Annotated in this window: 14 protein-coding genes; 9 read left to right on the plus strand and 5 right to left on the minus strand. The window is 40.6% G+C overall.

Features of this window, described 5'->3' with window-relative positions:
• Positions 1-276 precede the first annotated feature (276 nt).
• A complete protein-coding gene (locus R7P80_RS13000; RefSeq protein ID WP_212756283.1) occupies positions 277-843 on the minus strand; it encodes an outer membrane beta-barrel protein in 567 nt (188 codons plus the stop codon).
• A 357-nt stretch (positions 844-1,200) separates the two neighbouring features.
• Between R7P80_RS13000 and R7P80_RS13005 the strand changes: the two genes are divergently transcribed.
• From R7P80_RS13005 to R7P80_RS13045, 9 genes are all read left to right on the plus strand, one after another.
• Positions 1,201-1,422 carry a hypothetical protein gene (locus R7P80_RS13005; protein WP_005535462.1) on the plus strand — a complete coding sequence of 74 codons (222 nt, stop codon included), beginning with the start codon at positions 1,201-1,203 and terminating at the stop codon, positions 1,420-1,422.
• Positions 1,423-1,490: 68 nt separating this feature from the next.
• Complete coding sequence (locus R7P80_RS13010; protein WP_138939712.1) at positions 1,491-2,171, plus strand: YjbF family lipoprotein; 681 nt, start codon at positions 1,491-1,493, stop codon at positions 2,169-2,171.
• Positions 2,168-2,923, plus strand: coding sequence for a capsule biosynthesis GfcC family protein (locus R7P80_RS13015; protein WP_170897483.1), 756 nt, complete (start codon positions 2,168-2,170; stop codon positions 2,921-2,923). Before R7P80_RS13010 ends, R7P80_RS13015 begins: the two co-directional genes overlap by 4 nt.
• The gene (locus tag R7P80_RS13020; protein WP_170897482.1) at positions 2,923-5,118 is read left to right on the plus strand and encodes a YjbH domain-containing protein; all 2,196 of its coding nucleotides are present in this window, start codon (positions 2,923-2,925) and stop codon (positions 5,116-5,118) included. The genes R7P80_RS13015 and R7P80_RS13020 overlap by 1 nt, the downstream gene beginning before the upstream one ends.
• A 148-nt stretch (positions 5,119-5,266) precedes the next feature.
• Positions 5,267-6,208: an ADP-glyceromanno-heptose 6-epimerase gene (gene rfaD / locus R7P80_RS13025; protein WP_017634969.1), complete on the plus strand. Its 942-nt coding sequence runs from the start codon at positions 5,267-5,269 to the stop codon at positions 6,206-6,208.
• A gap of 127 nt (positions 6,209-6,335) precedes the next feature.
• Entirely contained in the window at positions 6,336-7,325 is a 990-nt protein-coding gene (gene lpxM / locus R7P80_RS13030; RefSeq protein ID WP_225491706.1) for a lauroyl-Kdo(2)-lipid IV(A) myristoyltransferase, read from the plus strand.
• Positions 7,322-8,380 carry a lipopolysaccharide heptosyltransferase II gene (waaF, locus tag R7P80_RS13035; protein ID WP_225491705.1) on the plus strand — a complete coding sequence of 353 codons (1,059 nt, stop codon included), beginning with the start codon at positions 7,322-7,324 and terminating at the stop codon, positions 8,378-8,380. The genes lpxM and waaF overlap by 4 nt, the downstream gene beginning before the upstream one ends.
• Positions 8,374-9,645 carry a lipid IV(A) 3-deoxy-D-manno-octulosonic acid transferase gene (waaA, locus tag R7P80_RS13040; protein WP_225491704.1) on the plus strand — a complete coding sequence of 424 codons (1,272 nt, stop codon included), beginning with the start codon at positions 8,374-8,376 and terminating at the stop codon, positions 9,643-9,645. Before waaF ends, waaA begins: the two co-directional genes overlap by 7 nt.
• Positions 9,642-10,364, plus strand: coding sequence for a glycosyltransferase family 25 protein (locus R7P80_RS13045; protein WP_225491703.1), 723 nt, complete (start codon positions 9,642-9,644; stop codon positions 10,362-10,364). The genes waaA and R7P80_RS13045 overlap by 4 nt, the downstream gene beginning before the upstream one ends.
• Positions 10,365-10,403: 39 nt before the next feature.
• Here the strand turns inward: R7P80_RS13045 and R7P80_RS13050 are convergent, their stop codons facing one another.
• The 4 genes from R7P80_RS13050 to R7P80_RS13065 are packed head-to-tail and all read right to left on the minus strand — an operon-like array spanning position 10,404 to position 14,125.
• Positions 10,404-11,243 (minus strand): polysaccharide pyruvyl transferase family protein, encoded by an 840-nt coding sequence (locus R7P80_RS13050; protein ID WP_138939706.1) that lies wholly within the window; start codon positions 11,241-11,243, stop codon positions 10,404-10,406.
• Between the two features lie 8 nt (positions 11,244-11,251).
• Positions 11,252-12,100, minus strand: a complete 849-nt coding sequence (locus R7P80_RS13055; protein ID WP_138939705.1) for a glycosyltransferase family 2 protein — start codon at positions 12,098-12,100, stop codon at positions 11,252-11,254.
• A 41-nt stretch (positions 12,101-12,141) separates the two neighbouring features.
• Positions 12,142-13,122, minus strand: coding sequence for a hypothetical protein (locus tag R7P80_RS13060; RefSeq protein ID WP_225491702.1), 981 nt, complete (start codon positions 13,120-13,122; stop codon positions 12,142-12,144).
• A gap of 4 nt (positions 13,123-13,126) precedes the next feature.
• Positions 13,127-14,125 (minus strand): NAD-dependent epimerase/dehydratase family protein, encoded by a 999-nt coding sequence (locus tag R7P80_RS13065; protein ID WP_225491701.1) that lies wholly within the window; start codon positions 14,123-14,125, stop codon positions 13,127-13,129.
• Positions 14,126-14,132: the final 7 nt, after the last annotated feature.

The following is a 14,132-nucleotide window of genomic DNA, read 5'->3' on the forward strand; positions in this document are numbered from 1 at the left end:
GCATGATTTGCGGATTGGAGTATGACGTAGACTGGGAGGATGAACCTGAAGGGATACTAAAGCCATACTTACTCGCCAGTGCTTGCTGCTGGTCTGCTGGTAAGTTCTGAAACATTTTTATTTGCTCTGGAGTAGGTGTTTGCGCAGTCGAGTAAGACGCAAACATGCTTGCCAAGACACAAACGGCAATGGAGAGATATCCTTTAAACATGATATGCCACTATAATAATTGAATAAAAGGCCCTAAAGCTCTAATTTGAGCTTTAGGTATTTAAATTAGAATCTGTGCTGGAAACCCAGTGTAATCGAGTTAAGCCGAACTTGATCTTCTGAAACGTTATCAACGAACTCAAACACAACTGCGCTCTGCTTGTTCAAAGCGTAATGCATACCTAACCCAAAACTGAATCCTTGCTCTTTGTAAGAGCCTACATTTTGTAGGTCAAGTCGAACGCTCGAGTACCCTGCTAAACCGTAAAGTGCAACTCGCTCTGAAACAGGCATATTTAGCTTAAAAAATCCACTCATCGCACTATCAACAGCAAGCCCACTGTCACGTTGAACTGATGTCCCATAACGTCCTTCGAGACCAATATAGTCATTAAAGAAGTACCCTGCTTGCGCACTAAGAAGGAAAGGACTCCCCTCTTTTACGGACTCAGAAGACGAGCTTTTCAATTCTGCATTTGAGTAGCTCACTAACGCACCAGCATAAAAATCGGCTGACGCTGAAAAAGAACTCAGGCTTAAGCCCAGTACACTAAGTATTCCTAAACAATGCTGCTTTCTTATCACGTAAAAGTCCCTAGTACTGGTAATAATGAGTGCTACGGACTTAAACATACGCCTCGAAGACTCACTAATTATTGATTTTTTGGCACGCTACCGCCCGGCGGCGTTGAGCGTTAGCCACTGTATCGCTTTATCGCTTTCTTTATATTAAAACGCCTAGCTCCCTCCAAACACTTTAGCCATACTGAGGAAGCAGGCCGCCAAATTATGCACGCTTGATGGTTTATCAGCAAGTAAGGGAATAAGATAACCGCGCTATGTCACGTTGGTGTTAGAAATGAGATCGAAAGCCATGGCAAAATAAGAAACTATTTACATGCTAAGGTTTTTTTATCTAAAATATACTTTGGAGCATTTTTTATGCTACCAAACATCGATGTTTTTATACCGGATATACAAGGATTAATAATGAAGAATACAGCTCTAGCTATTCTTATGGCTCTAAGCGCATCAACTGCATTTGCAGCAGAAGAAGCAGGTTCAGCAGGCGCAGCTTCTGCATCTGCAACAGGCACAACAGCTGTAGCAGTAGGTGCAGCAGCAGCAGTAACTGTAGTAGCAGTTGCAGCGTCAGATAGCGATTCAACATCTACTTCAACATCTACTTCTACTTCTACTTCTACTAACTAATTCCGTTTTGTAGATAGAAGACAATCGCCCTGAATGATTCAGGGCGATTTTATTTGTAAGAGGGAATAATGAACATCTTCAGAACGTCCAAATGGATACAACCACTTCTCACTCTTCCGCTACTAGGTTTACTCTTTGGCTGCACACAGAAATTCAATGATGTTTCAGCAACCGTCCAAGAAGCTTACGGTAACTACATTGATGTAGAAATGACACCAGAAGAAATCAATGCCGTTCCTTATGCCAGTGCCTATTTAAAACTTGGAAATCAAAAGCAAGTCTTTGTTGTTCTAGCTTTTGCAGAGCGAAACCCACTCAGTGGTAAAAAACAATTGAAATGGGTAAGTGCTGACAACGCTATGGTCGTTACTGAAAACGGGCATATTGTCAAAACGATTGGTCTACAGAGTGGGGACTTAGCGGGCGTTTACGGTGACGTTCCAGATTATTCTTTAGATTCAACCGATGTCAACTACGCCCTCTCATACGATTGGGCAACACAATACCGTTATGGTTTTCCAGCAAATGTAACTCGTTCTTACTCAGGCCAAGAAACATTAACAACACCTATATCCAACACGATGACCGACGTATATAAAGAAGTTGTTGAGTTTAGCAGCCTTTCTCAATCGGTCGAAAACTACTATTGGATCAATGAACAAGGTCAAGTTGTTAAAACCATACAACATCTAGGGCCAAATATGATTCCGGTCGAGTTAACCATTTTGAAGGGATACAGCAAATCATGAGCAAGCGACTACTAACATTACTCGGTTTGGTCATGCCGCTTTTGAGCACTCCTAGCTTCGCTCAAACAGATACCTCTGCTATGCAACCATTAAATGTTGAATTGCTAGAAGTAGGCAAACAGCTACAATTCCAAGGGCCGGCTCGTCTAGAAAATGTGTTAGCACGAGCTAAGGAGCAAAGCGTCTCTCTGCAATACTCTCTTGGTACCACTTTGTTTGATAAATCGGAACGCGCCGAGAAAACCTCTACCGCTTTGAAAAACTCAGTGCTCAATCAAATGATTCAACACAATTTGGTTACACACCCACTCTACAAATTCATTAAAAATCAAAACTTTGCTCCACGCTTACTGTCTGCGATCGATGTTGATAAAGTTCGACTAAATAAATTCAACAACCCACTGTTGCGCGGCAATTACGTGCTCGCCAGCCCTCTACGCGAAGAAAAGGTGTATTACTTAGGAAACCTAGATAGAGTGTATTCCGTTAAGGCGCAAGCAGGCATACCTTTGCAAAGACAAATAGAGAATTTGAAAAGTAGCATTGGTGCGTTATCAACACCGCCAGTGTTGATCTACCCAGATGGTCATGTAGTTGAGGCGCATCATGGAGCTTGGTTAACAACACAATATTACTTACCACCTCTGACATTGGTATATGTCCCATTTGGTGAGCTTGAATACTCCGAAATGGACCAAGATATTGTCCGCCTACTCACTCAACTAATACCAAATGCTACGAAGAGACCATAATGATGCCAATTAGAAAAAGCTTAACTCTTTCTTTAATGGGCCCAGCATTGGTTTGGGCTCAAGAGATGCCGTTTGAGGCGCCCCCTTTACGACCATCCCAAACAGACTTCGGTGGTGTTGGTTTAATGCAAATGCCAACCGGACGTATGGCTCCTGAAGGTGAATTCAACTTTTCTGTTACCGGTAGTGATGAGTACCTCTTTTACAATGTCACTCTACAACTCATGCCTTGGCTAGAAACAACCATTCGTTATACTTCTGTTCGAGATTTGCTTTATAGTAGTGATCCAAGCTTCTCTGACGATACAAACTATACTGATAAAGGCATTGACTTCAAAATCCGTCTATTAAATGAGTCCGAATACCTCCCAGAGCTTTCTGTTGGAGTTCGAGACTTTGCTGGTACTGGCCTATTTGACGGAGAATACGTAGCGGCAACCAAACGATATTCCAATCCAAACTTAGGTACTTTTGATTTTACTCTTGGTATGGGTTGGGGTTCGCTAGGTACTCGTGACAATATCTCTAATCCAGCTTGCAAATTATCAGATCGATTTTGTGAACGACCTTCCGACGTGTTAGATACCGGTGGCACAACCAACTTTGACCGTGTGTTTAAGGGACCTGCGGCATTGTTTGGTGGTGTTGAATATCAGACATTACACGCCCCTCTTCGCTTCAAGATTGAGTACGACAGTAACGATTACAGCGAAGAATACCCTGTGCTGAGAGGTGGCGTAGACATGACACCACACACACCATGGAACTTTGGTGTGCTCTACCGTCTAGGAATGGCCGATTTTCGTTTAAGTTATGAACGCGGAGACACTTTGGTCGCAGGTTTAACGCTCAACACTAACTTCAATGACATGCCATCATTCTGGCGAGATGAGCCTACACCAGAAGTCGAAGATAACCAACCAGAAGAACTGTCTGATGTTGACTGGGAACGTGTAACGGAAGATTTAGACAAAATTGCGGGTTACCAAAACACACGCATTTATGTTGATGACAACACCGTAACTGTCGTTGGTGAACAGAAGAAATATCGTGACCGTACAGAGGCACATGAAAAAGCGGCGGCTGTACTTCATAATGAAATGCCTGACGATATTGATACCTATGCTATCAACGAACGTAGCCGAGGCTTAGTCGGCGAACAAACGATTATTTCCAAGGAGAAATATCGCGACTTTGCCCAAGTTAATTACATCAATCCCAAAATAGAAGACGCAACCGCAAAAGCTAGCAATAAACCAAGTGGAGAATCTGTCTATGATGGTTTTGAACGTTTTGATTGGGGCTTTGCACCTAAACTTGTTCAAACTCTCGGAAATGCTGAAGATTTCTATCTCTTTAGTGTAGGGCTAAGCGGTAATGCCTCATACTGGCTGACGGACAACCTTGAAATTGGCGGTTCGTTATACTGGGATTGGTATAACAACTACGATAAGTTTAACTATGTCACTCCACCTGATGGCACTACCGTTCCCCGGGTTCGCACCATGTTCCGTGCTTACCAAAATGAACATGCTGTAACCATGTCAAACCTACAATTGACTTGGTTCCAAGAGTATTCCAATACGATGGACCAGCAATTCTATGCGGGTTATCTGGAGAGCATGTTTGCTGGAGTCGGTACCGAGTTTCTTTACCGTCCACAAGGAGCTAACTGGGCGATTGGCGCTGACGTCAACGTAATTTCTCAACGTGATCCACAAAGTTACTTCGGTGTTTACGATGAGAAATGGCAAAACGTTCCAGAATATGGACGTCCGTTCCAAGTTATTGATAAAGGATTCACTGGTTTTGTATCTGGTTACTACTACCCTCAATGGGAATTCCTACAAGATTTGATGATCCAAGTCGATGTTGGTCAGTTCCTAGCTGGTGATGTTGGTACACAAATCAATGTTTCTAAGCAGTTCAAGAGTGGCGTAATTGCTGGTGCCTTTGCGTCATTTACAGACTTGTCTGCGGATGAATTTGGTGAAGGTAGCTTTACCAAAGGTTTCTACTTGTCGATTCCATTTGACATCATGACCGTTAAGCCAAGCAACAATCGTGCGAACTTTAGTTGGCAGCCTCTTACTCGTGACGGAGGACAGAAACTCGGACGTAAATACAGCTTGATTGAATTGACCGATGAGCGAAATCCTTGGTATCAAAGGCCTAACCGTTCAGATGTGGAATAATAAAGTAATCAAGGGAGCTGCGGCTCCCTTTTTCATATCTAGATACTGAGTCATAGAAGACTAAAACCTATCTTCCTGCTTCCAATAGCGCTACTTTTCGTTTCTTGCTAGAATTCCTGAGAAAATTTTAATCTATGGTGGAAGTTCTATGATCATCGTAACTGGTGGCGCTGGCATGATCGGCAGCAACATTGTTAAAGCACTAAACGAAGCTGGTATTAACGATATCCTGGTTGTCGACAACCTAAAAAATGGAAAAAAATTTAAGAACTTAGTTGATCTGGACATCACAGATTACATGGATCGTGACGACTTTCTGACCCAAATTATGGCGGGCGATGATTTTGGTCCGATTGAGGCAATTTTCCACGAAGGTGCTTGCTCTGCAACGACTGAGTGGGATGGTAAGTACATGATGCTAAACAACTACGAGTACTCTAAAGAGCTGCTTCATTACTGTTTAGATCGCGAGATTCCATTCCTATACGCTTCTTCAGCAGCCACTTACGGCGATACAGATACTTTCGTTGAAGAACGCGAATACGAAGGCGCACTGAATGTATACGGTTACTCGAAACAGCAGTTTGATAACTACGTTCGTCGCCTATGGCAAGACGCTGAAGAACATGGTGAGACCCTTTCTCAAATCACCGGCTTCCGCTACTTCAACGTATATGGCCCACGTGAAGACCACAAAGGTAGCATGGCATCAGTTGCGTTCCACCTAAACAACCAACTTAACGCAGGTGAAAATCCTAAATTGTTCGCGGGCAGCGAATCATTCAAACGCGACTTCGTTTACGTTGGTGATGTCTGTAAAGTAAACCTGTGGTTCTTAGAAAACGGCGTATCAGGCATTTTTAACTGTGGTACTGGCCGTGCTGAATCTTTTGAAGAGGTAGCAAAAGCAGTTATCAAGCATCATGGCAAAGGCCAAATTGAAACCATCCCATTCCCTGAGCACCTAAAAGGCGCTTACCAAGAATTCACACAAGCGGATCTGACCAAACTGCGCACCGCAGGCTGTGATGTTGAATTCAAGACAGTTGCAGAAGGCGTTGCCGAATACTTGACTATCCAAAACAGTTAAGCACCACAAGGTGGTAGAACCATAACCTGCCACCTTTACTCAAATGCAATAGCCTGTATCATTCCTAACTATCTTTTTTCTCATTTAAACCACTTCGCCCGTACACGAATAGGTAACTAGACACGCCATGACCATAAAACGTGATGACTTCGACCCTAAAGCATATAACCCTGAGTTTAAGCGCCACTTTCTGTCGCCTAAGTACTGGGGCACGTGGTTAGGTGTTATCTTATTTTTACCTTTATCATTAATGCCACTGGGTTTACAAAAGTGGTTGGCGAAAACCATAGCCAAAAAACTGTCGAAATCCCACAAGGGGCCAGCTCACCGAGCTAGGGTTAACTTTGAGCTGTGTTTTCCGGAAAAGTCGTTCCAAGAACGTGAAGCTTTGATAGAAAAAACACTCTACACAGCAGCCATGTTCTTTTTTCGCTTCGGGTTACTAAGTTTACGCTCACCAAAATGGCTTCAGAACCGTTGCCAAATTCGCGGCCTAAACATTTTACGACAGCACATTGATAACAACGAAAATGTGATTTTAATGGTTCCCCACTCTTGGGCAATTGATGTGCCTGCTATCTTGCTCGCGTCAATGGGAATGCCAGTTTCTGCAATGGCGAAGAAACAAAAGAATGATGTTGCTGACTGGCTAATGCACAAGCAAAGAGTCCAATACGGTGGCCGTGTTTATGAACGCTCAGGTGGCATTAAGCCTTTCCTGAAATCCATTCGAGATGGCTATGTAGGGTATTACCTACCCGATCAAGATCACGGCCCAGAGCATAGTGTGTTTGTGGATTTTTTTGCAACACGTAAAGCAACGCTACCTGGTTTAGGCAAAATTGCGAAACTATCACGCTCAAAAGTACTGCCTCTATTTGCGTCGATGAACACTGAAGATGGTACGTTTGATATTGAGATTTTACCAGCGTTTGAGCTGGATAAAGGCGAAGAGCAAGACGCTCGTACCTGTAATGAAGCCATTGAATATTTTGTCGGTGATAAACCCGAACAATATATGTGGGTACTACAGTTGCTGCACTCTCAAGAAGACGGCAATAACTATTACAATATCTTTAAGCCTAGATATGATACTGATTGGCAAGTAAATAAATGAAAAAGATTTTAATTATTGGCCCTGCGTGGGTTGGCGATATGGTAATGTCGCAATCGTTATATATCGTATTAAAGCAACGTCATCCAGATAGCCAAATTGACGTTATCGCTCCAGGATGGTGTAAACCGATTCTTGAGCGTATGCCAGAAATCCACCAAGCGATTGAAATGCCTATCGGTCATGGTGAATTTAACTTATTAGGCCGCAGGGAAATTGGTAAATCATTACGTGAAAAGCAATATGACCACGCCTATATCTTGCCTAAATCAGCGAAATCAGCACTGATCCCATGGTTTGCCAACATTCCTCTTCGTACTGGCTGGAAGGGAGAAATGCGCTATGGTTTATTGAATGACTTACGCCCTAACATGAAGTCTTTTCGGTACATGGTAGAGCGCTATGTAGCGTTAGCTTATCCAAAAGCAGAAATGGTGGACTCTAATTCTCTTGGCGGGTTTGAAACCTTACCTCGCCCACGCCTTGCAATCAACGCGGCTGAGCAACAAGCCACGCTCAAAAAGTTCAACTTAACGCAAGACCAACCAATCATTGGACTGTGCCCAGGAGCAGAGTTTGGTCCTGCCAAAAAATGGCCCGAAACACATTACGCTGAAGTTGCGACGCAAATGGCTCGATCTGGGCATCAAATCTGGTTGTTTGGTTCTCAAAAAGACTTAGAGACTTGTAACAATATCCGCGCACTTGTTCCGACGCAATTCCATGAGGACATTCACGTTCTAGCAGGTCAAACCAGCTTAATTGAAGCGGTCGACTTACTTGCTGCATGTAAGACTGTTGTCGCGAATGACTCAGGCTTAATGCATGTGGCAGCTGCGGTTGGTTGTAATGTTGTTGCCGTGTATGGCTCAACTTCACCGAAGTACACCCCCCCACTCGCAGAAAAAGTGGAGATTGTTCATACCGATATTGATTGTCGCCCTTGTTTCCAGCGTGAATGTCAGTACAAACACCTTAAGTGCTTGACAGAACTTTCGCCTAAGCAAGTGCTAGATAGTATCCAAAAACTTGACGCCATTACGATAAGCTCATGTTAGTTCGTATTGTTTATACCTTACTACTCGCTCTAGCGTCACCGCTGCTTTTATTTGGTTTGTACAAGAGCAAACCAAATAAGCCTAAGTTCGGCTCTCGCTGGAAAGAGCACTTTGGTACCACTCCCAAGCTAAAAAGCAACGACAAACCTATTTGGATACATGCCGTATCTGTTGGTGAAAGCATAGCAGCAACACCTTTAATCAAAGCCCTTAAGGAACAAAACCCCGAACAATCTATTCTAGTTACAACAACAACAAGTACCGGAGCTGAACAGATTGCTAAGTTGGGTGATTTAATTGAACACCGCTATATGCCAATTGACTTTGGTTTCGCTATCAAAGGTTTTCTTAAAGCAGTGCAACCAAAACAGATGTTGATCATTGAGACTGAGCTGTGGCCAAACACGCTTCACCATGTTTACAAAGCGGGTATCCCTATAACAGTCGTGAATGCGCGCCTATCTGAAAAATCGTGTCAGAACTACGCCAAAATACAGCGGCTTTTTAACCAGCTTCATCCATGCCTAACTCAAGTACTCTGCCAAACGGATTCAGATGCAGAGCGCTTCGAACGCTTAGGCGTTGAGAAAAAGAAACTATCCGTTACTGGCTCGATTAAGTTCGATATTCAAATATCAGAGCAAGTGAAACAGCAAGGACAGCAGCTTCGAGCCCAACTTGGAAACGATCGTCCGATTTGGATTGCAGCTAGCACCCACAAAGGCGAGGACGAACAGGTATTAGATGCACATAGACAAGTTTTAAAATCTCATCCAAATGCATTACTTATTTTGGTTCCTCGCCATCCAGAACGATTTGATGATGTGTTCACGCTTTGCCAACAGCAAGGCTTTAACACTGTGCGTCGTACTTCAACGCATGCAGTCGAGATAAATACTCAAGTATATCTCGGTGATACTATGGGTGAGATGCTAACTTTGATAGGCGCAGCGGATATCTGCTTTATGGGCGGTAGCCTAGTTGGAGATAAGGTTGGAGGGCACAATGTATTAGAACCCGCAGCACTGGGAGTCCCTGTAATCACGGGACCAAGCTATTACAACTTCCAGGATCTGGTTGCGAAGATGCTTCATAAGAAAGTTATCAAACTGATTAAGTCACCTAACGAGATGAGTCTAAAGGTTGAAGCTATGTTTCAAGATGCGCTAGCAAAAAGTGTAGTTCAAGAAAACCTCCTTAGCTTTGTCAAAGATAATGTTGGTGCGCTAACTAAGACAATTAGATGTATTGAGAGTATAAAATGAAAGTTTTTGTTATTAACTTGAAACGCTCAGTTGATAGAAGAGTTCGCATGGAAAATGCACTCAACAAAGCCAACATACCATTCGAATTTATACAAGCGATAGATTCCTCTGCGCCAAACTTTCTATACTCTGAACGTAGCAATGATGACCTTACTCGAAAACGATTTGGCTATAGGCTAGTTGAGAACGAAATTGCTTGCTTCTCTAGTCACCACCTAGCCTGGGAAAAGTGCTTGGAGGTAAACGAACCAATACTGGTTCTAGAAGATAACTGCGACTTACTGCCTAAGTTTTTTGACGTGTTTTCACATTTCGACACATTAGCGGAGCAATACGACTTTCTAAAACTTGCTGCAACCAAGCCTAAGTCATTTAAAGTTATATCTTCAGTTAATAACAAACTTAATATTGTACGCTTCAACAAACGCACATGCGGTATTATGGGATATATTCTAACTCCGCATGCAGCTTCGAAATTCATAAAAAACGCAACTCAGTTTATAGAACCTGTAGATGACTACATGGAAAAGCCGTATAAACATGGTGTATCCACGTATGTTTTAAGGCCAGATATTGTCAAAAGAGCCGATATTCCATCAACAATTGGCAGTTCTCGAAAAGATAAATCTGATATAAACCTCTGCAATAAGATATACATTGAACTTTTTAGACTCTACGAACAAATTCAAGACAGGCTTGTAGTTCACCGAGATAAATGACGAAAAACATGCCCCGATATTTTAGTTTCGGGGCATATCTTATTGTTTAAAAGGACAGCTATCTAAAAGAGGTTGAATATCTATCTTTATGTCATAGCTCTTTGGCAACTCACAGAGCTCTTCGATACTAGTGGAAGACGATACTTTGATAGGTAAATTACACTCTCGCCCCACTGAAAGGTAGTAATCGAAGAATTTAAACTCTCCTCCTTCCACCGTGTCATCAAAAGAAATATGGTGAGCGGGTACGCCATAAGCGTCAGCAATAATAATTCCGTGTAACGAGCTTGAAACGATTAGCTCACAAGATGCAATATCATCAATAAATGCCTGCACATCATCAGTTTCAATATCAATGACCTTTACATCATCAGGAAAATTTTGCTTGAAGAACGCGTCATTCTTATTGTTGTAGTGCGGAATAATACCTAACTTGTATGCTGACTCTGCTTCGTTGGGCTGTATTAATGTTGGAAGAACTAAAGCAGGATCACCATAAATTTCTGGGCATTCAATTCCTCGAGCGATTAAGATATCTCTGGTTTTAGGACCACGAACTGCATGCACTTTTTTAGGTTTGAAAAGTGGCGTTTTTCTATCCGAAATAATACCACTCCCCCAAACAATCGCATTATCGTTCGAGGATTGTAAGACAGAACCAATGACTAAATAATGCTCTTTATCCGATTTATCTGATGACCAAATAGCGCTCTTCCCTGACAACTGCTCTACGATAAACTTATTTACGACATCGCCAAAATTAACTCGTCCATTCCACCAATGTAGTGCTATTTCTTTTGTTGCATCAACTTCTTGAGATTTATCATATTTATATGACAAACGTTTTAGAAAACCCCGAAAGCCTTTATAGTTTTTCACCTTATCTCCTACTTATAGATGCACTTAAGTTTATCTTTATAAAACTTAATGTTCCTTTTGTAGTATAATTTTAGAAATAGACCAAAATACTTATTATTATATATTTTGTTCAGTTTCCATATTCTTTGGTTCGCTGCTTTAAATTCTCTATCTCGTTTTTTTTGATCAAGACTTTGCTGTAAGGACCAAGAACCTTCATGCATACTTCTATATACAGACATCTTATCAGGAGTATACAAAGCACCTCGACCTAGAGTAATTACTGCTTGTAGAATTGAGTGGTAGCATTCATAGTGAAAGAATTCTCGATTCTTAGATACGATATCAAGAAAAGGCTTCGCCCTAAACAAAATAGACGCTAAAGGCATCATAGAACCACCCTTCATGACAACATCTTTGTCACTTACTCTGTAAACTGAGTCTCCAACATAACCGTATCGCTTATCCTCTAACCTATCGTCAATAAGAGTTAAAGCGGGGTGAAAACAGGCATCAATATCACGATTTTCCTCTAGTAGATCATACTGCTTTTGCAATTTTTTATTATCAATCCAATAATCATCACCTTCACATATAGAAATATAATCACCTTCTATTAATGGAAATAGAAATGATACTACTGTTATGCCTTTAGAGTATTGATTTTCCTTTGGAAACCAGCACTTTATTTTAATTTTACCTTTATAATTCGCTACTATTTCATCGATAATTTCTCTACTATTGTCAGTTGAACAATCATCATAAATAATCAGCTCAATATCAAAGTCTGACTCTTGGCTCAAAATACTTTCGATAGAGGTTCTTATGTACTCCTGGTGGTTATAACAAATACACAACACTGACACTTTATTATTCATCGATAATCTCAACTATACTTAATTATTGGAATAATATGCTATTAAACATTAAGAAATTCGATCTGATCAATATCGAGAGCAATCAAATTTGTATTTTTCATTACATCTAACCTTTCAGGGAACTCATTATCAATAAATATCCCACTCCCCTCAACAAAAGATGATTTTTTATCTCCATCCTGAACAACAATTATTTCTTTAAAAAGATTAAAGTTCACATTAATTTTTTTCAGGGTATCTTTTACTACCTTCTTATGTCGAGTAATAAGATACAGTTCTGCGTTTTTTTCATTCAACCGCTCAAGTAATGAAATTGTTTCTGTAATTGCTTCTTCTTCCCAAATCAAGGTTTCATCGAGATCAAAATATATACGATCAAAATCTTTGTACTCGTCAAGATATTTAGCATCAACAAACTTAAACGTACTTACCTTCCGCTCATAGAGGTTTTGAATTATAACGAGAGCCAGGTTTATTCCACACGCTCGTAAAATACGCAACTCGTTAGCCTCAAGCTCTTGAGAAACATCAAATTCGAAACTATCTTTTTTTACCTCAACTCGTACCAACTGGTTGCAAGGAATAGTCCGTATTGAATCTTCTAATTGCTTTATCAAATATGCATATTGGGCAGAGTTATGATCCAAACAACGACACTCTCCATGATCTTTTCCAACCATACCAACTATTTTTTTCTCACCGGAAAAGTCACTTAATATATATAATGATATTGATTCGAAATTTGGAACTAACTCTTCCAGTTTTTCGCATGTAATTCTATACCTAGATTCTTGGTAATTACTTAGCGAATCACCAAAAAATACCTTGTTATCTTTTACAGTAATAGATAGTTCGGTATATTCTCGTGTTTCGGTTGTCCAAAACATGTATTTGTCAGTATCAAAGTGTAGATTTGATGCACTATAAATACAGTGCGTTGAATACCTCAAGCTCCAGATAAATTCTCTTGCCACGGAGGATAAGTCATTATCGATGAAACAATAAGGGATGTTAGCTCGCATGAATCTACACCCATCCCCAAGACTTCACAGACTCACGCTCATCCATTTCTTTTTTCAATTTTTCCAACATCTCTTTTAATAAGACTGGCTCATAACCTAACAAGCGCTTTTGCTCTTCAATATCATAGATGGCACATTTGTAAGTACGCTTACTATTACAATATTTATAATTAATTTTATCTGGCTCTCGCCCAAAAGTATGCCCTATAGATTTTACAAATTCTTCTGTTGTCACCGCTTCTCCAGTGCCTACATTGAATGTGCCTCTATCTAAGCTTGAGCGAGAACAAAGATCAATTAAAGAAACCAAATTATCAATATGGACATAATCACGCTTCATTTCAGGATCTCCCCAGATTTCTAACTCATTACTAAACATAGCATTCTTAATAATTTTCAAGAATGGCATAATTACCTCTCTTCCATCTACGAGGTAATGAGGATCATCAGGAACCATGAACATCATTGGTAAACGTAGGTTAAATACCCGTATTCCGAAGCGCTCACCATAGTAATCGCCCATCATTTTAGCACTGGTCTTTGAAATCGCATACATTGTATGATCACCTTGATAATTAATTGCTAAAGGTAGATCATTACCTAAAAGCTTATTATTCTCCCAATGTAATTCATAATCCCTATGTGTCGTGGTATAAATATATGTTGGTATCTTATTTTTTCTCACAAATTCTAATATATTAAAAACACCACTAATATTTACGTCAACATAACTTCTTAGCGTTGTATCTAAATCGGTATTCTCAGAAGTTGTAATTATACTTGGTTGAATGCCAGCAAAATTCACAACAAGGTCTATATCTGTAGGTAAAGAATTATAAAAATGAATATCCTGTATATCACCTTGAATATAATTAACTCCCTCAACTTCCTTTGGTATAGTGCTTGAACGACCTACACCAAACACTTCATAACCTTTATTTAAGTAAAACTTAGCTGTATATCTTCCAGAGTTTCCTGTAACACCAAAAATAAGAACTTTCATAAAACAC

Source organism: Vibrio sp. 2092 (genome assembly GCF_033339635.1).
GTDB lineage: Bacteria > Pseudomonadota > Gammaproteobacteria > Enterobacterales > Vibrionaceae > Vibrio > Vibrio alginolyticus.